This is a genomic window from Agrococcus casei LMG 22410 (assembly GCF_900163565.1).
Lineage (GTDB): Bacteria > Actinomycetota > Actinomycetes > Actinomycetales > Microbacteriaceae > Agrococcus > Agrococcus casei.
This window is the reverse complement of sequence record NZ_FUHU01000020.1, coordinates 112,009-133,922: the sequence shown is the minus strand read 5'-3', so window position 1 is coordinate 133,922 and position 21,914 is coordinate 112,009. Positions and strand designations below refer to the sequence as shown.

23 protein-coding genes are annotated in these 21,914 nt (G+C 66.8%); 6 read left to right on the top strand and 17 right to left on the bottom strand.

Going from position 1 to position 21,914, the window contains the following annotated elements; genetic code table 11:
* The first annotated feature begins 3 nt into the window (after window positions 1-3).
* Genes CZ674_RS03555 through CZ674_RS03535 form a run of 5 tightly spaced genes read left to right on the top strand, consistent with a single transcriptional unit; the run spans window position 4 to window position 4,380 of the window.
* Window positions 4-1,077, top strand: coding sequence for an ABC transporter ATP-binding protein (locus tag CZ674_RS03555; protein WP_086991153.1), 1,074 nt, complete (start codon window positions 4-6; stop codon window positions 1,075-1,077).
* Window positions 1,078-1,079: 2 nt separating this feature from the next.
* The gene (locus tag CZ674_RS03550; RefSeq protein WP_086991152.1) at window positions 1,080-1,727 is read left to right on the top strand and encodes an ABC transporter permease; all 648 of its coding nucleotides are present in this window, start codon (window positions 1,080-1,082) and stop codon (window positions 1,725-1,727) included.
* Complete coding sequence (locus CZ674_RS03545; RefSeq protein ID WP_086991151.1) at window positions 1,727-2,425, top strand: ABC transporter permease; 699 nt, start codon at window positions 1,727-1,729, stop codon at window positions 2,423-2,425. Before CZ674_RS03550 ends, CZ674_RS03545 begins: the two co-directional genes overlap by 1 nt.
* 33 nt (window positions 2,426-2,458) lie before the next feature.
* Complete coding sequence (locus CZ674_RS03540; protein WP_086991150.1) at window positions 2,459-3,376, top strand: ABC transporter substrate-binding protein; 918 nt, start codon at window positions 2,459-2,461, stop codon at window positions 3,374-3,376.
* Window positions 3,377-3,426: 50 nt separating this feature from the next.
* Window positions 3,427-4,380: an arginase family protein gene (locus CZ674_RS03535; protein WP_234988408.1), complete on the top strand. Its 954-nt coding sequence runs from the start codon at window positions 3,427-3,429 to the stop codon at window positions 4,378-4,380.
* Window positions 4,381-4,845: 465 nt separating this feature from the next.
* Here CZ674_RS03535 and hutI read toward each other — a convergent pair whose 3' ends face one another.
* The 3 genes from hutI to hutH are packed head-to-tail and all read right to left on the bottom strand — an operon-like array spanning window position 4,846 to window position 9,265.
* Window positions 4,846-6,036, bottom strand: coding sequence for an imidazolonepropionase (gene hutI / locus CZ674_RS03530; protein WP_086991149.1), 1,191 nt, complete (start codon window positions 6,034-6,036; stop codon window positions 4,846-4,848).
* The gene (hutU, locus tag CZ674_RS03525) at window positions 6,033-7,715 is read right to left on the bottom strand and encodes a urocanate hydratase (protein WP_200810034.1); all 1,683 of its coding nucleotides are present in this window, start codon (window positions 7,713-7,715) and stop codon (window positions 6,033-6,035) included. Before hutU ends, hutI begins: the two co-directional genes overlap by 4 nt.
* Window positions 7,712-9,265 (bottom strand): histidine ammonia-lyase, encoded by a 1,554-nt coding sequence (gene hutH / locus CZ674_RS03520; protein WP_086991147.1) that lies wholly within the window; start codon window positions 9,263-9,265, stop codon window positions 7,712-7,714. Before hutH ends, hutU begins: the two co-directional genes overlap by 4 nt.
* A gap of 91 nt (window positions 9,266-9,356) precedes the next feature.
* On the opposite strand from hutH, the gene CZ674_RS03515 reads away from it, so the two are divergent.
* Window positions 9,357-10,118: an IclR family transcriptional regulator gene (locus CZ674_RS03515; RefSeq protein ID WP_234988407.1), complete on the top strand. Its 762-nt coding sequence runs from the start codon at window positions 9,357-9,359 to the stop codon at window positions 10,116-10,118.
* A 20-nt stretch (window positions 10,119-10,138) separates the two neighbouring features.
* Here CZ674_RS03515 and CZ674_RS03510 read toward each other — a convergent pair whose 3' ends face one another.
* The 14 genes from CZ674_RS03510 to CZ674_RS03445 all read right to left on the bottom strand — a co-directional run bounded on the left by CZ674_RS03510 (window position 10,139) and on the right by CZ674_RS03445 (window position 21,825).
* Window positions 10,139-10,417 carry a DUF4190 domain-containing protein gene (locus CZ674_RS03510; protein WP_086991146.1) on the bottom strand — a complete coding sequence of 93 codons (279 nt, stop codon included), beginning with the start codon at window positions 10,415-10,417 and terminating at the stop codon, window positions 10,139-10,141.
* Between the two features lie 136 nt (window positions 10,418-10,553).
* Window positions 10,554-10,769: a PLDc N-terminal domain-containing protein gene (locus CZ674_RS03505; protein WP_086991145.1), complete on the bottom strand. Its 216-nt coding sequence runs from the start codon at window positions 10,767-10,769 to the stop codon at window positions 10,554-10,556.
* Complete coding sequence (locus CZ674_RS03500) at window positions 10,769-11,332, bottom strand: dTDP-4-dehydrorhamnose 3,5-epimerase family protein (RefSeq protein ID WP_234988406.1); 564 nt, start codon at window positions 11,330-11,332, stop codon at window positions 10,769-10,771. Before CZ674_RS03500 ends, CZ674_RS03505 begins: the two co-directional genes overlap by 1 nt.
* A 9-nt stretch (window positions 11,333-11,341) precedes the next feature.
* A complete protein-coding gene (locus tag CZ674_RS03495; protein ID WP_086991144.1) occupies window positions 11,342-12,508 on the bottom strand; it encodes an AI-2E family transporter in 1,167 nt (388 codons plus the stop codon).
* A 69-nt stretch (window positions 12,509-12,577) separates the two neighbouring features.
* Window positions 12,578-13,000: a DUF1801 domain-containing protein gene (locus CZ674_RS03490; protein ID WP_086991143.1), complete on the bottom strand. Its 423-nt coding sequence runs from the start codon at window positions 12,998-13,000 to the stop codon at window positions 12,578-12,580.
* A 133-nt stretch (window positions 13,001-13,133) separates the two neighbouring features.
* Window positions 13,134-14,327 (bottom strand): elongation factor Tu, encoded by a 1,194-nt coding sequence (tuf, locus tag CZ674_RS03485; RefSeq protein WP_086991142.1) that lies wholly within the window; start codon window positions 14,325-14,327, stop codon window positions 13,134-13,136.
* Window positions 14,328-14,436: 109 nt separating this feature from the next.
* The gene (fusA, locus tag CZ674_RS03480; RefSeq protein WP_086991141.1) at window positions 14,437-16,551 is read right to left on the bottom strand and encodes an elongation factor G; all 2,115 of its coding nucleotides are present in this window, start codon (window positions 16,549-16,551) and stop codon (window positions 14,437-14,439) included.
* A 68-nt stretch (window positions 16,552-16,619) separates the two neighbouring features.
* Window positions 16,620-17,090, bottom strand: a complete 471-nt coding sequence (rpsG, locus tag CZ674_RS03475) for a 30S ribosomal protein S7 (protein ID WP_086991140.1) — start codon at window positions 17,088-17,090, stop codon at window positions 16,620-16,622.
* Window positions 17,090-17,464: a 30S ribosomal protein S12 gene (rpsL, locus tag CZ674_RS03470; protein ID WP_086991139.1), complete on the bottom strand. Its 375-nt coding sequence runs from the start codon at window positions 17,462-17,464 to the stop codon at window positions 17,090-17,092. The genes rpsG and rpsL overlap by 1 nt, the downstream gene beginning before the upstream one ends.
* Window positions 17,465-17,761: 297 nt before the next feature.
* The gene (locus CZ674_RS03465; RefSeq protein ID WP_086991138.1) at window positions 17,762-18,388 is read right to left on the bottom strand and encodes a hypothetical protein; all 627 of its coding nucleotides are present in this window, start codon (window positions 18,386-18,388) and stop codon (window positions 17,762-17,764) included.
* A complete protein-coding gene (locus tag CZ674_RS03460; RefSeq protein ID WP_086991137.1) occupies window positions 18,385-18,750 on the bottom strand; it encodes a hypothetical protein in 366 nt (121 codons plus the stop codon). Before CZ674_RS03460 ends, CZ674_RS03465 begins: the two co-directional genes overlap by 4 nt.
* A gap of 9 nt (window positions 18,751-18,759) precedes the next feature.
* Window positions 18,760-20,454, bottom strand: coding sequence for a hypothetical protein (locus tag CZ674_RS03455; protein WP_086991136.1), 1,695 nt, complete (start codon window positions 20,452-20,454; stop codon window positions 18,760-18,762).
* Entirely contained in the window at window positions 20,454-20,726 is a 273-nt protein-coding gene (locus CZ674_RS03450; protein ID WP_086991135.1) for a hypothetical protein, read from the bottom strand. Before CZ674_RS03450 ends, CZ674_RS03455 begins: the two co-directional genes overlap by 1 nt.
* 292 nt (window positions 20,727-21,018) lie before the next feature.
* Window positions 21,019-21,825 (bottom strand): FHA domain-containing protein, encoded by an 807-nt coding sequence (locus CZ674_RS03445; protein ID WP_234988405.1) that lies wholly within the window; start codon window positions 21,823-21,825, stop codon window positions 21,019-21,021.
* Between the last annotated feature and the right edge of the window lie 89 nt (window positions 21,826-21,914).

The window sequence follows — 21,914 nt, the reverse complement described above, 5'->3', positions numbered from 1 at the left end:
CGCATGATCGTATTCGACAACGTCAGCAAGCAGTACCCCGACGGAACGATGGGTGTCGACGGCCTGAGCTTCACTGCCGACGAGGGGCAGATCACGGTGCTCGTGGGCCCCAGCGGCTGCGGCAAGACGACGTCGCTGCGCATGATCAATCGCCTGCTCGAGCCGACGGGCGGCAGCATTTTGGTGGGCGATGCAGACGTGATGAGCCAGAACGTCGTCGCCCTGCGCCGTCAGATCGGCTACGTCATTCAGAACTCGGGCCTGTTTCCGCACCGCACCGTGCTCGGCAATGTCGCATCGCTGCCGATCATGCTGGGCATGAGCCGCAAGGATGCGCGGGCGCGGGCACACGAGCTGCTCGAGACGGTCGGCCTGGATGCGAGCTATGCCAAGCGCTACCCCTGGCAGCTGTCGGGCGGCCAGCAGCAGCGAGTCGGCGTGGCCCGCGCACTCGCAACCGACCCTCCGTACATGCTCATGGACGAGCCGTTCAGCGCCGTCGACCCGATCACGCGTGCGCAGCTGCAGCAGGAGTTTCTGCGCATCCAGTCAGAGGTCGGCAAGACCATCGTCATGGTCACCCATGACATCGACGAGGCGCTGACGCTCGGCGACCGCATCGTGATGCTCCGCACCGGCGGCCACCTCGCCCAGAACGCGACGCCGCGTGAGCTGCTGCGAAACCCCGCCGACGAGTTCGTCGCGAACTTCGTCGGCCGTGCCCGCGGCTACGGCGCCCTCGGCTTCACCAGCGACGTGCAGCTCGACATCCAGCCGGCGCGCTCGGTGCGAATCGGCGAGCAGACCGCGAACGACGACGAGTGGCTGGTCGCCGTCGACGACGAATCGCGCCCGCTCGGCTGGCTGCGCACAGACGACGAGGGCATCGCCCAGCACGCCGACGTCGAGCACGCCACGATCATCACCCGGGCCGACGGCACGCTGCGCGACATCATGGACGCCGCCCTCTCGAGCCCGAACGGCCGCGGCATCCTGGTGCATGAGGACGGCACGCTGCGAGGGGTCATCACCCTCGAAGAGGTCACGCGCGCGATTCGGGTCTCGAAGGGCCTCTAGCCATGGGCTTCGACTGGATCGCCTACAACGCCGGCCGCATCGGCGAGCTCACCCTCGCGCACCTGTGGATGACGCTGACGCCGACTTTGATCGGCCTCGTCATCGCACTGCCGGTCGGATGGGTTGCATACCGCTATCGACGTCTCTACCCGTGGATCGTCGGGGTCGGGGGCCTGCTCTACACGCTGCCCTCGCTTGCGGTCTTCATCATCCTGCCGATGATGGTCGGCACGCAGATCCTCGATCCGATCAATGTGCTCATCGCGCTGACCGTCTACACCTTCGCCCTGCTGGTGCGGTCTGTGGCAGACGGGCTCGCATCCGTCTCCCCCGAGACCAACCAGGCGGCCGAGGCTATGGGATACAGCTCGATGCAGCGCTTCGTGCGCGTGCAGCTGCCCGTGGCGACGCCCGTGATCATGGCGTCGATGCGCGTGATCCTGGTGACGAACGTGTCGATCGTGTCGATGGCCGCGGTGATCGGCGTGCCGCAGCTGGGCTCGCTCTTCACAGAAGGGTTCAGCCGCCGGCAGACGCTGCCGATCATCGTCGGCATCGTGGTGTGCCTCATTCTGGCGATCATCCTCGACCAGCTCGTCGTGCGCGCGTCGAAGTGGCTGACGCCCTGGCTGCCGAAGGAGCGTGCCTGATGCTCGACTTCTTCTTCGACCCCGAGAACTGGTCGGGCGGCAACGGGATTCCGATGCGAACCCTCGCCCACCTCGCCTACACATTCATCGCGCTCGGCATCGCCGCAGCGATCGCGGTGCCGCTCGGCATCCTGATCGGCGTCACAGGTCGAGGCGAAGCGCTGATCGCCGGCCTCGCGAACGCACTGCGAGCACTGCCGACCCTGGGCTTGCTCATCCTGATCGTGATGCTCGTCGCACCGCTGATCTCGAGCAGCCTCGCATTCACGATCCCCGCGATCATCGTGCTGGTGCTGCTTGCCGTGCCGCCCATCCTCACCGGAACGTACTCGGGCATCCAGAACGCCGACCGCAATGCGGTGCAGGCTGCGCGAGGGATGGGCTACACGACCGGGCAGATCCTCTGGCGGGTGCAGGTGCCGATGGCGCTGCCGCTGATCATGTCGGGGCTGCGCGGCGCGCTGCTGCAGGTCGTGTCGACCGCGACCGTCGCCGCGTTCGTGTCGCTCGGCGGTCTCGGCCGCTACATCATCGACGGCCGCGCGACCCAGGACTACCCCCAGATGCTCGCCGGCGCGCTGCTCGTCGCTGTGCTCGCGCTCGCCCTCGAGCTTTTGTTCATGCTGCTGGAGCGGTTCGTCGTCTCGCCGGGCCTGCAGCGAAAGACCACCTCAGGAGCGGCGCTGGCCACTGCCTGATTCCCTGCATCGTCACTATCTACGGAGGAACAGATGCGCAAGTTCAACAAGTTCACTGCAATGCTCGCGGTCGGAGCCGTCGCGCTCACCGGGTGCGCCGCATCCGACCCGCTCGCCGAAGACGGCGGTGGCGGCGACGACGAGAGCGCCGCGACGGGCGCGATCACGGTCGGCTCGGCGGACTTCCTCGAGAGCCAGGTGCTCGCCAAGATCTACTCGATCGCGCTGCAGGATGCGGGGCTCGAGGTCGAAGAGCGTCTCGGCATCGGCAGTCGCGAGGTGTACATGCTCGCGCTCGAAGACGGCTCGATCGACGTCGTGCCCGAGTACATCGGCGCGCTGCTGCGCTACATCGACCCCGAGTCGACCGAGACCGAGTACGACGACGTGCTGGCGGCGCTCGACGAGAGCATGCCGGAGGGCATCGTGCACCTCGACCCGTCGGAGGCTGCCAACAGCAACACTCTGTCGGTCACTGCTGACACGGCCGAGGAGTACGGGCTCGAGACGTTCTCCGACGTCACCGAGCACGCCTCGGAGTGGTCGATCGGCGGCCCGCCCGAGTGGGAGCAGCGACAGAACGGCATCCTCGGGCTGCAGGACATCTACGGCATGGAGTTCAAGCAGTTCGTGGCGCTCGACGCCGGCGGTCCGCTGTCGGTGACGGCGCTGCAGAACGGCCAGGTCGAGGTCGCGAACCTGTTCACCACGAACCCCGTGTTCGGCGAGGGCGAGCTCGTCTACCTCGAAGACGACCAGCAGCTGTTCGCGGTCGAGAACGTGACGCCGGTCGCGACCGAGTCGAAGCTGACCGATGAGGCCATCGCGGTGCTCAACGAGATCTCGGCTGCGCTCACGACCGATCACCTGATCGAGATGAACGAGCAGGGCGACGCGGGCGTGCCGCTCGAGCAGATCGCGCAGGAGTGGATCGACGCGAACCTGGGCTGATGCCGGTCGCAGTGCTGATCTCAGAGGGATGCTCGGCATAGGCTGAACGCATGACTGAAGACAGCAGAGAACAGGCACGCCGCGCACGCGAGGCCATGAGCGTCGACGCGCTCTGGCCTCGCGCCGGCGGGTGGCCAGACTTCGAGTCAGTCGAGGGCGACGTCGACGCAGTGCTCGTGGGCCTCGGCACGCATTCGACCTCGATCTCGCTCACGAACGCGCGCACGACACCGGGCGCTGTTCGCGAGGCGCTGGCGCGATACTCGCCGTTTGCCTACGGCACCTCGGTCGACGAGCTGGTCGTGGCCGATGCGGGTGACGCTGATGGCCCCGACGCACGAGAGGCGGATGCGGCGGCACTCGTGCAGGACGCCGCGAGTCGTTCGCGGCTCGTGATTGCGCTTGGCGGAGACAACGCGGCAACGGTGCCGGCGGCTGTCGGCACCTGGGAGGCGCACCGGGCAGGCGGCTCGGAGGCAGGCGGTGCTCAGGCGGGGCTGATCACGCTGGACGCCCACCACGATCTGCGCGATGGCGTCTCGAACGGCTCGCCCGTGCAGCGGCTGATCTCGGCCGGACTCGATCCTCGGCGCGTAGTGCAGGTCGGCATCCAGGACTTCGCGAACTCGCGAGCGTACGCCGAGCGCGCTGGCGATCTGGGCGTGACCGTGATCTCGCGTGCCGAGTGCGAGGCGGCGTCGATGGCGGCTGTCGCTGAACGTGCGCTGTCGATCGCGGGAGCAGGCGGAGGCATCGTGCACGTCGACATCGATGTCGACGCCTGCGACAGGAGCGTGGTTCCCGGATGCCCCGCATCCGTTCCCGGAGGGCTCTCTGCGTGGCAGCTGCGCTCGTTCGTGCGCGAGCTCTGCCGCGATGCACGGGTGCGGTCGATCGACTTCACCGAGGTCGATGCGTCGGCTGACACCGAAGACGGGCGCACGGTGCGGCTCGTTGCCCTGGGCGTGCTCGAGGCGCTGGCCGGACTCGCGGAGCGACGGTAACTGGCGGCGTCCGCACAGAACCACGGCTATTTCGGACACCACGTGGATAATCCACACGACGTCCGGATCAGCCGTGATTTTGTGCATCCGCTGGTAAACCGGGCCGTCAGCGGAACCCGCCCGCCAGTGCACGCCCAGAACGCAACCTCCCGCCACTTACTCCAAAAGGAGAGAAACCACCACGGCACCTACTCCAAAAGGAGAGAATCAGCCCTCAATATGTGAAAGGGAGTCGGTTCAACTCCTTTTCGAACGTTTCGCTCCTTTTGGAGTGCCGTGGAAAGAGAATTCTCTCCATTTGGAGATACGCGGGTCAGGGCTGACTCCCTTTGGAGACGAGCTGCGCGAGCGAGTCGTGGGGTGACGACGCGGTAGCGAGCCCCGACTGCACAAATTCACGGCTATATCGGGCACCACGTGGATAATCCACACGACGCCCGTGTATCCCGTGGTTTTGTGCGCGAGCTAGACAACCCGCTGACCGCGCTGCCACACGGCTGAGGTGAGCGGCACACCCGGCCGATAGGCCAGGTGGGTGACGGATGGGGCGTCGAGCATCTGCAGATCGGCCCGGTCGCCGACGCGCACACGGCCGATCTCACCGTCGAGCCCGAGCGCGATCGCTCCGCCGAGCGTTGCCGCCCGCACTGCCTCGGCCACGGTCAGCCGCATCTGCAGCACGGCCGTTGCCACACAGAATCCCATCGAGGTCGTGTACGAGGTGCCCGGGTTGGCGTTCGACGCGATTGCGACGACTGCGCCCGCGTCGAGCAGGTCGCGTGCGGGTGCGAGCGGCATCCGCGTCGAGAGGTCGCACGCCGGAAGCACTGTCGCGACCGTGCCGCGCGCATCCGTCTTCCATGACTCCGCAAGCATCGCGATCTCGTCGCTGCTCACGAACGCCACGTGATCGACGCTCTGCGCACCGAGCTCGACCGCGAGACGCACGCCGGGCCCCTCGCCGAGCTGATTGCCGTGCACGCGGAGGGCGAGGCCAGCATCGCGCCCTGCCTCGAGCACGCGGCGCGACTGCGCCTCATCGAAGGCGCCGCGCTCGCAGAACACATCGATGGAGTCGACGAGCGGCGCGACCGCCTCGAGCATCTCGCCGCACACGAGCGAGACGTATTCGTCGGCGTCGCTGCCGGCTGGCACGAGGTGGGCTCCGAGGAAGGTCACGGAGTCGGCCCGAGTGCTCGCGATGCGCGCAGACCGAACCTCGTCTTCGACCGTGAGCCCGTAGCCGGTCTTGGTCTCGAAGGCGGTGGTGCCGCCGCGCAGCGCTTCGTCGGCCAGTCGGTCGAGGCCAGCCAGCAGCTCGTCGTCGGAGGCCGCGCGCGTCGCATCGACCGTCACATTGATGCCGCCGGCGGCATACGCCTCGCCAGCCATGCGAGCCTCGAACTCGTCGGTGCGGTCGCCCGCGAACACCATGTGCGTATGGGAGTCGACCCAGCCCGGCAGCACGGCCCGCCCATCCGCGTCGAAGCGCTCGTCGGCAGCCGGTGCCGAAGCGGACGCGCCGACCCACGCCACCCGATCGCCTTCGACGACGACAGCGGCGTCGCGAAGCCGCCCGAGGTCGCCAGCATCTGCACCGTGTGCTTCATCGTTGGTCGTCAGCTCACCGATGCCGGTGATCAGCAGCGAGGTCACTGCGCACTCCCGCCAGTCTGCCTGCGCATGGGCACAGCGACATGGTGGCTCTCTGCGAAGTCGATGGCCTCGTCGTAGCCGGCGTCAACGTGACGGATCACACCCATCTCAGGGTCGTTCGAGAGCACGCGCTCGAGCTTCTGCGCCGCGAGCTCGGTGCCGTCGGCCACGGTGACCTGCCCCGCGTGGATCGAGCGGCCGATGCCGACCCCTCCTCCGTGGTGCAGCGAGACCCAGGATGCGCCGGATGCGGTGTTCACCAGGGCATTCAGCAGCGGCCAGTCGGCGATGGCGTCAGAGCCGTCCTTCATGGCCTCGGTCTCGCGGTACGGGCTCGCGACCGAGCCCGAGTCGAGGTGGTCGCGGCCGATCACGACCGGCGCCGAGAGCTCGCCCGAGGCGACCATCTCGTTGAACTTCAGGCCAGCGCGGTGGCGCTCGCCGGCGCCGAGCCAGCAGATGCGCGCCGGCAGCCCCTGGAACTGCACGCGCTCGCCCGCAAGCGTGATCCAGCGGCGCAGGTGCTCGTCTTCTGGAAACAGCTCGAGGATCGCGCGGTCGGTTGCTGCGATGTCAGCAGGGTCGCCCGAGAGCGCAGCCCATCGGAACGGCCCCTTGCCCTCGCAGAAGAGCGGACGGATGTATGCGGGCACGAAGCCGGGAAAGGCGAAGGCGTCGTCGAACCCGCCGAGCACTGCCTCTGCGCGAATCGAGTTGCCGTAGTCGAAGACCTCGGCTCCTGCCTTCTGGAACCCGACCATGGCTTCGACGTGCTTCGCCATCGATGCTCGCGCATCCGCCGTGAACTGCTCGGCGTCGCGCTCTCGGTCGGTGCTCCAGGTGTCGAAGCTGTAGCCGCTCGGCAGGTACGCGAGCGGATCGTGCGCACTGGTCTGGTCGGTGACGATGTCGATCGGAGCCTGCATCTCGAGCAGCTGCGGAAACACGTCTGCGGCATTCGCATGCAGGCCGATCGAGAGGCCGCGGCCCTCGTCGCGAGCGGCGACGGCCTTCGTGAGCACGTCGTCGATGTCGTCGGCGAGCACATCGAGGTAGCGGTGCTCGATGCGGCGGTCGATGCGCGAGCGGTCGACGTCGACGCAGATGGCGACGCCGTCGTTCATGGTCACGGCGAGGGGCTGCGCGCCGCCCATTCCGCCGAGGCCTGCGGTGAGCGTGATGGTGCCGGCGAGCGACTCGCGGCCGAGCGTGCGGGCGACGGCCGCGAAGGTCTCGAAGGTGCCCTGCAGGATGCCCTGCGTGCCGATGTAGATCCACGATCCGGCGGTCATCTGGCCGTACATCATGAGGCCCTCGGCCTCGAGTCTGCGGAACTCGGGCCACGTGGCCCAGTCGCCGACGAGGTTCGAGTTGGCGATCAGCACGCGCGGCGCCCACTCGTTCGTGCGCATGACGCCGACGGGCTTGCCCGACTGCACGAGCAGCGTCTCGTCGTCTTCGAGCTGCTTGAGCTCGCGCACGATCGCGTCATAGGCGCCCCATGAGCGAGCGGCGCGGCCCGTGCCGCCGTAGACGACGAGGTCGTCAGGGTGCTCGGCGACCTCGGGGTCGAGGTTGTTCTGCAGCATGCGAAGCGCTGCCTCCTGCTGCCACCCCTTGGTGTTCAGCTGGGTGCCGCGGTATGCGCGGACGGGACGGGGTCCTGATGTCTCAGTCACGATGCTGCTCCTTCGCTGCTGTCTGTGAGTCCTGCTTCTGCGATTGCACGGCCGCTGGCGACCAGCTCGACCGCGTGCGCGATCTCGTCGGCGACGATTCGGTCTGGGCCGACGCCCTCGACGGTCTCGCGAAGCGCCGCGATGACGGCTCCCGTGCGGGGGCCGGCGGGGTCGCCTCGCATCTCGGTGCCGCGAGCCGCGGTCATGAGCTCGACCGCGAGCACGCGCTGCAGGCCGTCGACCGAGCGGCGCAGCTTGCGGGCGGCGCCCCAGCCCATCGACACATGGTCCTCCTGCATCGCACTCGACGGAATCGAGTCGACGGATGCCGGGGCCGCCAGCCGCTTGAGCTCTGAGACGATGCCGGCCTGGGTGTACTGCGCGATCATGAGGCCGGAGTCGACGCCGGGATCGTCTGCAAGGAACGCGTGCAGCCCGTAGTTGCGGGCCGGGTCGAGGAAGCGGTCGGTGCGGCGCTCGCTCATCGACGCGACGTCGGCGGTCACGATCGCGAGGAAGTCAAGCACAGCCGCGACCGGCGCACCGTGGAAGTTGCCGTTCGAGACGACCCGCCCATCCGCCATCACGACCGGGTTGTCGATTGCGCTCGCCAGCTCGATCTCGGCGACTCGTGCCGCGTGCGCGTGGGTGTCGCGGGCGGTGCCGTGCACCTGGGGTGCGCAGCGCAGCGAGTAGGCGTCTTGCACGCGGGTGTCTTCTGGCCCCTTGTGGCTTGCGACGACGGGGCTGTCGGCGAGCAGCGCGGCGATGTTCGCGGCGCTGGCGGCCTGACCCGGATGCGGCCGCAACGCCATGAGATCGGCTGCGAACGGCGAGTCGGTTCCGAGCAGTCCTTCGACGCTCATCGCTGCCGCGAGGTCGGCGGTGAGCAGCAGGCGATCGAGGTCGTCAAGCGCGAGGCACAGCATCGCGAGCATGCCGTCGGTGCCGTTGATGAGGGCGAGCCCCTCCTTCTCGGCGAGCTGCACAGGCTCGAGGCCGGCGGCGGAAAGCGCCTCGGCTGCCGGAATCGCTGCGCCTCGGCTGCCGGATGCTGCGACGTGCACCATGCCTTCGCCCATCGCAGCGAGCGCGACATGCGACAGCGGTGCCAGGTCGCCTGAGCATCCGAGTGATCCGTACTCGCCGACGACGGGCGTGATGCCCGCGTTCAGCATGCCTGCGTAGAGGCGCACGGTCTCGGGCTTCACGCCGGTGCGGCCGGTCATGAGGGTCTGCAGGCGCAGCAGCATGAGTCCGCGCACGACCTCGGTCTCAACCGCGTCACCGCTCGAGGCCGCATGCGAGCGGATGAGCGAACGCTGCAGCTGCGCGCGGTCGTCGGGTGCGATCTGCGTGTTGGCGAGTGCGCCGAAGCCGGTCGAGATGCCGTAGTGCGGGCGGGTGTCGCTCGCGAGGCCGTCGATGACGGCGCGTGCTTCTGCGACGCGGTCGAGTGCCGCCTTGCTGAGTTCGACGGATGCGCCGGCGCGGGCGACCGCGACGACCTGGTGGCGTGTGAGCGGGGTGTCTCCGATGACGATTGGCATGCCTCCATTTGACCCGGTGCCGCGCACGATTCCGATGCCTGGCGCTACATTGGTGTCTGACATATCAGACATCCGAGGCTTTGGAGTGACCATGACGGTTCGCATGCCCGCTGCGCGCAATGCGCTTCGCGTGCTCATGCTGCTGGCCGAGCAGGTCGGCCCGGTTCGTGCGGCGACGGTGGCTCGCGAGCTCGACATTCCTCGCTCGAGCGCCTACCAGCTGCTGCAGGTCATGCGCGAGGAGGGGTTTCTCGTGCACTATCCCGAGCTCGGCGCGTTCGGCCCGAGCGCCCGGGTTCGCGAGATCGGCAGCCGGGTCGGCGCAGCAACACGCCTCGAGCGGCTGGGACAGCCCGTGCTCGACCGGCTGATGCGCGCATCCGCGATTCCGGCAACGGCGCACCTTGCGGTGCTCGCCGGTCGCGACGTCGCGTACGCCGCCCGTGCGCAGGGCAGCCGCTCCCCCACGACGGTCTCGCGAGTCGGTGTGCGACTGGTGGCGCTCGCAACCGCGACCGGCCGGTCGCTGCTGGCGGCGCTCGACGATGACCAGGTGCTGGCGCTGACGCCGAAGCTTCCGGTGGAGGGCGCCGACATCCGAACGCGTGCACAGCTGCGCGAGCTGCTGTCGGGAGTGCGGATGCGCGGCTACGCCGTCGAGGAGGGTGACGTCGACGCGTCATACGGGTCAGTGGCCGCCGCTGCCTTCGACGCAGCCGGGTACCCCGTGGCTGCTGTCGGCCTGACGTTTCGGCTTGACGCCCTCGGGGCCGACCAGTGGGAGGCGCTCGGCGAGGCGGTGCGCGAAGCTGCCCGCGAGCTCACGCGGAGGCTCGGCGGGCAGCCGGCCTGAACTGCGTTGGTCCGCCGCGCTCACACGAACAGCGACAGGCCGAAGAAGGCGCCGCCCAGCAGCATGAGCACGACCAGGCCGATGATCCAGCCGATCAGCGCCAGGCCGTTGAGCACGAGGCCAGTGACCCAGAAGCCCTTGCCCGCAGGCTCGCGCCTCATGCCCATGAAGCCGCAGATGACACCGGCGATCGGCACGAGGAACGTCCACCCGAACAGCAGGCTTGCGATGCCGAGCACCATCGACGTGATGCTGAGCGTCTTGGTCTCGGTGTGCTGTGCTGACATGTGGGCGGTCATTGGTCTCTCCTGATTCTGGCGGCGGCTGTTCGCGATGCCTGCACTGCAACGCTACGGCGCTGGCAGGCTGTGCACCAGGCGAAACGGGCGATCTCAGCCCCGCGAGGGACGGGAACAGTCCCCAGGTACTACGCCGCTACTCTTCGTCGGGGTCGTTGAGGCCGAAGACGCGAAACGCGAACCACAGGATCGAGCCGATGTACGGAATCAGCAGCAGCGCGATCGCCGACCACAGCACCTGCACCGGCCGGCGCAGCTGCTTCTCCTTGAAGATCGTCACGATCGCATAGATCGACAGCGCGATCGAGCCGGCCCACATGGCCCACGGGATGATGTTGAAGTCGGCGTCCACTACTGCCCGAGCACGTCGGCGAGGGTGGGCGCGTCGAGATCCTTCTGGCTGATCTGTGCACGGTTGTCGACGTCGATCGGCAGCGGCCAGCGGATGCCCAGGTCGGCATCGAGCGGCGTCACCGCGACGCCCTGCATGCCCGGCACCCACTCGCTCGTGAAGCAGTAGACGTACTGCGTCGGCGTCTCGCCCGTCGACTGGAAGCCGTTGCAGACGCCCTCGGGCACAAGAATCTGCACCCCGGGCTCGAGCTCAGCCTGAAAGACCTCGCCGCGCGTCGGCGAACCCTCGCGAGTGTCGACCCAGGCGCCGTACGCGGTTCCGTGCGCGATCGCGATGAGCTTTGTCATCGCTTCACCGTGCATGCCCCGCACGCCACCCGGTCGCGTCTCTGTGACGTTCACCTGCGTGAACGGCGGCAGCGAGTATCCGGCATTCTGAAAGGCGGATGCGCGGAAGAATTCGCGCACCGTTCCGCGGTCGTCGGTCACCTGCTTCATTCGCACGAGCGCGAGCCCGTCGATGTTGGTCTTCTGGAGTTCGAAGTCGACTATGTGCACCACGGTCTCAGCCTACTTCTCGCCCACTCGGACTTTCTTGCGGAACATCTTGGCCGGCAGGTTCTCGCCGTCCCAGACCTGGATGACGCCCCACGCGACGGCCGCGACAGGAACCGAGAGCACTGCTCCGACGATGCCGCCGAGCACGGTGCCGACCGTCAGAGCGATCAGGATGACGAGTGCGTGCAGCTTGAGCGAGCGGCCCATGACCACCGGCTGCAGGAAGTTGCCCTCGAGCTGGTTGACCAGCACCACGATGCCGACGATGGCCAGCGCGACCAGCCAGCCGTTGGCAACGAGGGCGACCAGTGCCGCCAGGATGCCGGCGACTGTGGCACCGACCAAGGGGATGAAGGCCAGCAGGAACACGAGCACAGCCAGCGGAATCGCCAGCGGCACCTGGAAGATCAGCAGACCGATCAGGATGCCGATGGCATCGACGGCCGCGACGGTCGCGGTGCCTCGCACGTAGCCGCCGAGCGTCTCGACGGTCTTCGAGCCGACGCGCTGTGCACGGGCGTACCGCTCGCCGGTGAACGGGCGCATCAGGAACTCCCAGATCTGCGGTCCGTCCTTCAGGAAGAAGAAGAGCACGACGATCATCAGCACGAGACCGGTCACGAAGTTCGCTGCGGCGCCGACGCCGGCGATCGCGCCCGACCCGAACTGGCTCGACGTGAGGAACCCGATGACGGTCTCCTGCAGCTCGGCAATCTGCGTCTGCAGTTCGTCTGACTCGAGGAACGGCAGGGCCTGCACCCACTCGACGACCTTCGAGATGCCGTCGGAGGCCTGGGCGTACAGGTCGTCCCACTGCGCACGAACCTGCCAGGTGATGAGCCATCCGATGCCGCCGAGCACGACGACGATCGCGAGCAGCGCCGCTACGGTGGCCAGCACGCTCGGCACGCCCTTGTTGCGCATCCAGCGCATGATCGGCTCGAACGCCGAAGCGAAGATGAGCGCAAGCAGCACCGGGATGATGACGACGGTGAGCTGCATCATGCCGATGACCGCGACCGCGACAATGGCGAGCACGATCAGCAGCTGCAGCGCCCGCGTTGCGGTCGAGCCGAGCCCGTCGGTCCAGAGTCGGCCGACAGGGGTGCGCCCTGGTGTCGCAGCCTCAGTGGCGCGGGGTTCGGGTGCAGTCCCGAAGAAGCGGTTCAGCCAGCTCATGCATGCCTCCTTGTGATGACTTCGGAAGTCTATTGCACGGGGGCTGTGCAGCTGTCGAGCGCTGGCCGATCAGGCCTCGGCGTCGGGCCAGCCATTCGAGGCGATGGTCACAAGCTCACGAAGCACGTCGAGATCGATGTCTTCGAGCTTGTTGACATAGACGCAGCCAGCGCCCTCGGTGTACTTGCCGAGCTTCGGCAGCAGGGCCGCGCCCTCCGGCAGGTCTTTCAGCCCGTAGAGCGACAGCTTGGCCTTGCGGGGCGAGAATCCTGCCTTCGGCCATATGCCCGACCGCCGCGGATCGCTGGGCGACTGGTAGCGCATCCGCCCGTATCCGACGATGCTCGGGCCCCACATGACAGCGGTCTCGCCGCTCGCCTCGGCGAAGAGGGCATCGAGCTCGTGCCCCTCGCGGATGCGGCGCTCGGTGGCGGCGTGGTCGAGCGACTCGTCGACCGGCTGGTCAGTGGGCTGCGTCTTCGGTTCGCTCATGCTCGCAACAGTATCGCGGCAGACGGATGCGGTGGCGCGGATTCCCTGCGGCACGCGACATCTGCGGCACAGCGAAAAGAGGGCCCCGCCGAAGCGGAGCCCTCTCTTACTGCAGTGCAGTTGCGAAGATCTACTACTCGTTGATCTTCGTGACCGTACCAGCACCCACGGTGCGTCCACCCTCACGGATGGCGAAGCCGAGGCCCTCTTCCATGGCGATCGGCTGGATCAGCTCGACCGACATGTCGGTGGTGTCGCCGGGCATGACCATCTCGGTGCCCTCGGGCAGCGTGATGACGCCGGTGACGTCGGTGGTGCGGAAGTAGAACTGCGGGCGGTAGTTCGTGAAGAACGGGTTGTGGCGACCGCCCTCGTCCTTGGCCAGGATGTATGCCGTGCCATCGAACTTGGTGTGGGGGGTGACCGAACCGGGCTTGACGATGACCTGGCCGCGCTCGACGTCTTCGCGCTTGGTGCCGCGAAGGAGCAGACCACAGTTCTCGCCTGCCCATGCCTCGTCGAGCTGCTTGTGGAACATCTCGATACCGGTGACCGTGGTCTTCTGCGTCGGGCGGATGCCGACGATCTCGATCTCGGAGTTGATAGCGAGGGTTCCGCGCTCGGCGCGGCCGGTGACGACGGTTCCACGACCGGTGATCGTGAAGACGTCCTCGACGGGCATCAGGAACGGCTTGTCGCGGTCGCGAACGGGGTCGGGGATGTTCTCGTCAGCGGCCTCCATGAGGTCGAGGATCGCCTGAACCCACTTCTCTTCGCCCTCGAGCGCCTTCAGCGCCGAGACACGAACGACAGGTGCGTTGTCGCCGTCGAAGCCCTGGCTCGAGAGGAGCTCACGGACCTCAAGCTCAACGAGCTCGAGGATCTCTTCGTCGTCAACCATGTCTGCCTTGTTGAGGGCAACCATGAGGTAGGGAACGCCGACCTGCTTTGCGAGCAGAACGTGCTCGCGGGTCTGAGCCATCGGGCCGTCAGTCGAAGCGACGACGAGAACCGCGCCGTCCATCTGAGCAGCACCGGTGATCATGTTCTTCACGTAGTCAGCGTGACCGGGGGCGTCGACGTGTGCGTAGTGACGCTTCGGGGTCTCGTACTCGATGTGCGAGATGTTGATCGTGATACCGCGCTGACGCTCCTCAGGAGCGGAGTCGATCGTGCCGAAGTCGCGCTGCACGTTGGTGGCTGACGGGTACTTGTCTGCGAGCACCTTCGAGATGGCTGCCGACAGGGTCGTCTTGCCGTGGTCAACGTGACCGATCGTTCCGATGTTTACGTGCGGCTTGGTCCGCTCGAACTTGGCCTTAGCCACTGTGTCCTCCTAGGACTTGTCTCGTTCTCGTCGGCAGTGCGCTGACGAGAGTTTCAGGGGTATGAAGTTATCTTACGGGGAGCCCGCCGTGTGACGGAAACCGAGTTGGTTACTCGCCCTTGGCCTTCTGAACGATCTCTTCTGAGACCGCCTGAGGCACCTCGGCGTACGACGAGAACTCCATCGAGTACACGGCGCGGCCCGAAGTCTTTGAACGCAGGTCGCCAACATATCCGAACATCTCGGAAAGCGGAACCTGAGCCTTGATGACCTTCACGCCCTGAGCGTCTTCCATTGACTGGATCTGCCCGCGGCGCGAGTTGATGTCACCGATGACGTCGCCCATGTACTCCTCAGGAGTACGGACCTCAACCGCCATGAGCGGCTCGAGGAGGGTGGGCTTCGCCAGGCGAGCGGCTTCCTTGTACGCGATCGATCCGGCGATCTTGAACGCCATCTCGGACGAGTCGACGTCATGCGCCTGACCATCGGTCAGCGACGCCTTCACGCCGACTGTGGGGAAGCCTGCCAGGATGCCGACCTGCATGGCCGACTGGATGCCCTGGTCGACCGAGGGGATGTACTCGCGCGGGACGCGACCACCGGTGACGGCGTTCACGAACTCGTACGTGTTGTCGCCCTCGACCTCCATGGGCTCGAGACGGATCTGCACCTTGGCGAACTGGCCAGAGCCACCCGTCTGCTTCTTGTGGGTGTAGTCGTAGCGCTCGACGGTCTTCTTGAGCGTCTCGCGGTACGCCACCTGGGGCTTGCCGACGTTGGCCTCGACCTTGAACTCGCGCTTCATGCGGTCGACAAGGATGTCGAGGTGCAGCTCGCCCATGCCCTTGATGGTCGTCTGACCGGTCTCGGGGTTGTTTTCGGTGCGGAACGTCGGGTCTTCTTCAGCGAGCTTCTGGATGGCGATGGAGAGCTTCTCCTGGTCGGCCTTCGTCTTGGGCTCGATGGCGACCTCGATGACGGGGTCGGGGAAGGTCATCGACTCGAGGACGACCGGGCTCTGCGGGTCAGCGAGGGTGTCACCGGTTGTGGTGTCCTTCAGGCCGATGACCGCGTAGATGTGGCCGGCAGCCATCGCCTCGACGGGGTTCTCCTTGTTGGCGTGCATCTGGAAGATCTTTCCGATGCGCTCCTTCTTGCCCTTGGTCGAGTTGATGACCTGTGCGCCCGAGTCGACGTGACCCGAGTAGACGCGAACGTAGGTGAGGCGACCGAAGAACGGGTGCACTGCGACCTTGAACGCGAGCGCCGCGAAGGGCTCGTCGAAGTCTGCGTGACGCTCGATGACGGTCTCTTCGTCGTTCACTGCGTGGCCGGGGATGGCCGGAACGTCGAGGGGGTTCGGCAGGTAGTCGACAACCGCGTCAAGCATCGGCTGCACGCCGCGGTTCTTGAATGCCGAGCCGCACAGGACGGGGTAGAGCTGGCTCGAGATCGTGAGCTTGCGGATGCCAGCCTTGATCTCTTCGGTCGTCAGCTCGACGCCTTCGAAGTACTTCTCCATGAGAGCCTCGTCGGCCTCTGCAACAGTCTCAACGAGCTTGGCGCGGTACTCAGCTGCCTTCTCCTTGAGGTCTTCGGGGATCTCTTCGACGGCGTACTCGGCGCCCATCTTGACGTCACCCTTTGCGTCGCCGCGCCAGGTCTTCGCGTTCATCTCGACCAGGTCGACGATGCCCTCGAACTCGCTCTCAGAGCCGATCGGCAGCTGCAGCACGAGCGGCTTGGCGCCCAGGCGGTTCACGATGGTGTCGACCGTGTAGTAGAAGTCGGCGCCCAGCTTGTCCATCTTGTTGACGAAGCAGATGCGGGGGACGTCGTACTTGTCGGCCTGACGCCAGACAGTCTCGGACTGGGGCTCAACGCCCTCCTTGCCGTCGAAGACTGCGACAGCGCCGTCGAGCACGCGAAGCGAGCGCTCGACCTCGACCGTGAAGTCAACGTGGCCGGGGGTGTCGATGATGTTGATCTGGCTGCCGTCCCAGAAGCACGTGACGGCGGCCGACGTGATCGTGATGCCGCGCTCCTGCTCCTGCTCCATCCAGTCAGTCGTGGCGCCTCCGTCGTGCGTCTCACCCATCTTGTGGTTGACGCCCGTGTAGAACAGGATGCGCTCGGTAGTGGTGGTCTTTCCAGCATCGATGTGAGCCATGATGCCGATGTTGCGGACCTTGTTCAGGTCGGTGAGCACGTCTTGTGCCACGAGTTCCTCCGTGAGTTAGAGCAGTGGAGCCGCTGGCGGGCACGGGTTGGTGCCCGCCAGCGATCGGATTACCAGCGGTAGTGAGCGAATGCCTTGTTCGACTCGGCCATCTTGTGGGTGTCTTCGCGGCGCTTGACCGCTGCTCCCAGGCCGTTCGAGGCGTCGAGGATCTCGTTCATCAGACGCTCGGTCATCGTCTTCTCGCGACGCGACTTGGCGTACGAGACGAGCCAGCGGAGTGCGAGCGTGTTCGCACGGTGCGGCTTGACCTCGACGGGCACCTGATAGGTCGAACCGCCGACGCGGCGCGACTTGACCTCGAGCGTGGGGCGGATGTTGTCGAGGCCCTTCTTGAGGACGACGACAGCGTCTTCGCCCGACTTGGCGCTGACGCCTGCGAGAGCACCGTAGACGATGCGCTCAGCGAGGCCCTTCTTGCCGTCGAGGAGGATCTTGTTGACGAGCTGGCTCACGATCGGAGCCCCGTATACGGGGTCAGCAACGACCGGGCGCTTGGGTGCGGGTCCCTTGCGAGGCATTACTTCTTCTCCTTCTTCGCGCCGTAGCGGCTGCGAGCCTGCTGGCGGTTCTTGACAGCCTGTGTGTCGAGAGCGCCGCGAACGATCTTGTAGCGCACACCGGGGAGGTCCTTGACTCGGCCTCCGCGCACGAGCACCATCGAGTGCTCCTGCAGGTTGTGGCCCTCGCCGGGGATGTAGGCGGTGACTTCGGTGCCGTTCGACAGCTTCACGCGGGCGACCTTGCGGAGCGCCGAGTTCGGCTTCTTGGGGGTGGTGGTGTACACACGGGTGCACACGCCACGCTGCTGGGGGTTCGCCTTCAGTGCCGGCGCCTTGGTCTTTGTGACCTTCGGCGAACGGCCCTTGCGGACCAATTGCTGAATTGTAGGCACTTTGCCTCTTTCTACTGCACGGTGACAGGTTCGATGACTTCTCTTCTGTCGGCTGACAGAAGACCATCGGAAAATTCGACTCTCGCAGTGGAGCGAGCGGCTCACGGAGCCAGTCGAACATGCCGTGGGGGCTCGGGGTTACCAATTGCCCAAGTGAGTGGGAAGCGCTGAACAGTCGGCTTTGCGGCACGGCTGGTGGTGCGCTTCCACGCACACCCGCTTCATATTACGGGGCTGGCGTGTTCACGGTCAAGCCCGCACGTGCTGATTCACCCGCTGTTCAGCGAAACGCACCCCTCAGCCGCGCAGCTGCTGGGCCAGCGCGCCCGGCTCGGGGTATCTCGAGGCGAACACGATCTCGTCGAACAGCGTGGTGAGAAGCTCGGTGGCCACCGCATCCGCCATGCTCACATGCACCAGCTGCACATGGTTGCCGCCCGGCACCGTCTGCCAGTAGTCGATCGACAGGACATCGGGCTGCGGGGGCTCGGCGAACACGACTCTGGCGCGGCGCAGCACCGACCGCCCGGGCCTTGTGAAGACGCGGTCGTCGCGGCCGGCCTGGGCGGAGCCGCCCGCGGGTTCGTGCTCTGATCGCAGCAGCAGCGGAACGAACGCGTCCATGACGGATGCGGGGGTCGTCTCCTGCGTCGTGGCGACGGCGATCGACGGGTAGACGGTGATGGCCGCCGGCATCGGCACCTCGTCGGTCAGCATGAGGCCGAGGTGCAGCTGCTCGGCGCTGCCTGCCACGGCCTGCTCGTGGGCTGCCAGCAGCTGCTGGTGCAGCCGCGCTCGCATGGGGGCCTGGCGGTCGTGCGTGCCGGCGAGCTCTCGGGCGACGCGCTTGAGCCGGGCCGATGCGTCATCGGCACCGAGCGGAAACACGAGCCACCTGCCCGGCAGCGTCAGCGTGAGGCTCACAGCTCGCCCGCGTATCGCTCGCGCAGCCATCCGGCCGGCACCTGCACCGCACCGCCTGCGCCGCCGAGGCCCGCGTGCTGTCGTGTGTCGAGCATCCGTGCGGGGTTCACCTGCCTGAGCGCCGAGCCCTCGACGACCGCGCACTGCACCGTGCCGCCGGGGACCCCTGAGCCGCCGGCTCGCGCGATCGCGGCGAGCGCTGCGTCGAGCAGGGAGGGGTCGGCGGATGCGCCAGCTTCGATCTCGAGGAAGGCGCGGAATGCGGTGCGACCGGGTGATCCGTCGCTCGCTTCGCTGACGCGGGCTTCGCGCACGCCCTCGATGGCGCGCATCGCGTCGGCTGCCTGTTGCGTCCAGCTCACGGCGCCAGCCTAATTGATCGCGGGCTCGGAGTCGCCGCGTCGGTAGACGTACGAATCGCTCGACTCCTCGTCACTGAAGTAGTCGGGCAGATGCTGCTCGCTCCAGACGTCGGCCTGCGAGCCGCCGGTGTCGCCCTGATCCTGCACGCTCTTCGTGTAGGCGTCGCCGCTGTGGGGCACGAACGGGGCGTCGGACGGCGGCTCGACCTGGATGTTCGTGCGGTTCGGGTCGTCGCCGTAGTAGTCGCCGTCGGGGTTCTCGAGCCAGGGCACCGGGTCTGACATCGAGCCGTTGCCCCCGACGTGCTCGAACGACAGCACCGGAATGCTCGTGTCGATGTTGACGTCGTCGATCGGCGAACCCGAGACGACGATGCCGTCGACGCTGTAGGTGCTCGTGAAGTCAGAGTCTGCGGCGAGGTTGGCGGCAGTGATGCCACCGAGGCTCCAGCCCGTCAGCAGCACGCTGTCGCCCGGCTCGATGCCCGCACGCTGCATGGCGTCGATGACGGCCTGCTCGAGCTGGGTCTGCTCGGTGCCGAACTTCGCGTTCGCGTCGGAGCCGATGTCGTTGATGCCGTCGCCGTTCGGCATCCACTGCTGCGTGCTCGGGATGTTGACGCGGTACCGCACCTCGCCGTCGGGGCCGACGACCTCGGTGATCGTGATCATCGACGAGTTGCCGCCGTCGAGGCCGAACTCGCTGAGCACGTCACCGTACTGGCCGTCGACATCGACATTGCCCTGCTGCAGGGCGGCCAGCATGTCGCCCGACGACATCGGCAGGTCTCGCATGAAGTCGGGGTGCTCGTGGTGGCGCTGGAACTCGGGGGTGCCGAGGTCGGTTGCCACGAGCCAGTCGACAATGCCGGGGAACATGGCGTCGATCGTCTTCAGCACGCCTGCGGTGAACGCGGCGCCGAGGTCGCCGGTGTTGAAGAGGGTCTCGAGGAAGGAGTTGGATCCGCCCGTGAGCACCCAGGTGATGAGGCCGATGCCGGCGACGACCAGGAGCACCGCGACGAACGGGCCGGCCAGCACGGCCGCGACGAGCAGCGCGACCCCGGCGAGGATGGCCGCAATCGCCACCACGACCTTGGCGAGGAACTCGAGCACTGCCTGCAGCGCATCGCCGATCCAGGCGAGGGCCTCTGAGAAGAAGCCTTTGACGTCGTCCCACCACGAGTCGTTGATGTCAGCGTCGCTGATGATCTCGTTGATCTTGGCCGCAGCGGCATCTGCCGCCGTGTTCTTGCGCTGGAGGGCGGCATCCCACCCTGCCCGCGCATCCGACTTCGCCTGCTGATACACGGCGATCTGGCTGTCGTACCCGCTGAGGTCGGCGTCGCTGTCGCCGGATTTCGCGGAGTCGCGTGCCTGCTCGGCTCCGGCCAGGCTCGTCTCGGCTGCGGCGTAGCTCTCGATCGCGTCGTCGGCGGCGAGCTGCGCGGCCTGCAGCTCATCGGCGTAGTCGACGAGGGCGACGCCGGTCACGCTGTAGCGCTCGGTCGCCTTTGCGATCTCTTCTGAGACGCGTCCCGACTCATCGCGGACGCGGTCGATCGCCTTCGAGATCGTGGTGTCTTCGTCGCGAATGCGGCGCAGCATCGTGATCGCGTCTTCTATGGCCGCGGCGGTGTTGACGTAGGTCTCGCCGTGCCCCTCGACGACGTGGGGCTGGCCGTCGATCTGCTCGAGTGCCATCAGCCGCTCGCAGAGTCGTGGTCGAAGGCTTTGAATGCGTCGTGGACCTGCTCGATCGCGGCTGCCAGGTCATCGGCAGCGGTGGTGAACTTGCGGCGGTTGTCGTCCCAGTTGTCGGCGAACTCGCGCACTCGGCCGGCGAGCTGGTCGTGGGCGGTGGCGTCGGCGCAGGCGTCTGCGGTGTCGCCGGAGGCCTCGAACTGTGTTGCGACGTACTCGAGGTTCGTGACAGCACCGCGCAGGTCGTCATAGCTCAGCCGGATGTCTGGCATGGGCTCACCGCCTTCGTAGGTCCTGGGACGAGCCTAGGAAGATGCTGAGCGTTTGGCGAGGGTGAGAACTCCCCATTCGTTGGTCTTGTGGATGCCTGGGTTTGGGGGTATGAGAGGAAAACGCGTCGGCGTCATGGAAAGGGGTGCGCAATCATCAGCGGAGTCGGCTTCGTGGCTACGCATTTCATGCTCCGCACCTCCACCAACGTGCGATGACCCAGAAGGCAAGATCCGAAGAACAGAACCTGAACCGCAGCCAGCAGAGGTGAAAGTGGTGGCCAGATGAGGGGCGCTAGACCAGCTCGGGTTTGCGGGCGAGCGCGCCGATCGAGACGGTGAGTCCGTCGCCGAGCACGAGCGAGTCGCCGATCTGCAGGCGCATGGGGTGTCCGGGCAGGAGTCGCTGCGTCACGATCCCGGATCGTGTGACTGCCGTGCCGTTGGTCGAGCCCAGGTCTTCTGCGAGCAGCTGCTCGCCGTCCCAGGTGACAGCCAGGTGGTTACGAGAGACGACATGGCCGTCGCCGCCAAGCGCGATCAGCCGCGGCGGTCGAACCCCGTCAGCACCGCTCGAGTGCGGACGTCTTCCGAGAATGGCGCCCCTGTCAAGAGGGATCAGGTCGCCTGTCGGCAGCGCGAGGGCGAGCTCATCTGCATATGCGACGCTCGATCGGCGTGCCTCGGCGATCTCATCAGAGGTGAACACAGCGATCTCGTCAGTGTCATCGTCGATGCGAATATCTGCGGCTCGTGCAATGACTCCGGGAATCTGCGACGTGCGGCGGTCGAGCGTGACCCGCACTGCGCTCACGTTCGCGACCCCGCCTTCGAGCGGAAGCGTCCCGTCACGCAGCTCATCGACGTTGCCGAACTCGAGTGACGTCGCGTGAACCACCTGCTGCACACCCACGAACTCGGGGGCAAGCGGCACCTCAGCAGCGTCTGCCTGCAGTGGCACATCCTTCCAGCGCACGACCCGCGCACCCTGGCTATCGGCGACGATCACCGCGAAAGGAGTCGCTCCGAGCCGCTCGAGCGAAGCCGCAACACTGTTGGCGCCCCGCGCAGCCGTGAGCAGCGCATGGGCGGCGGACAGCATCGAAACAGGGGTCTCAGGAGCGAATACCGCAACCGCTCCCCTGGCCGTGACTGCCCATGCCCGGCCGGGGCTGAACTCACACCGCATCA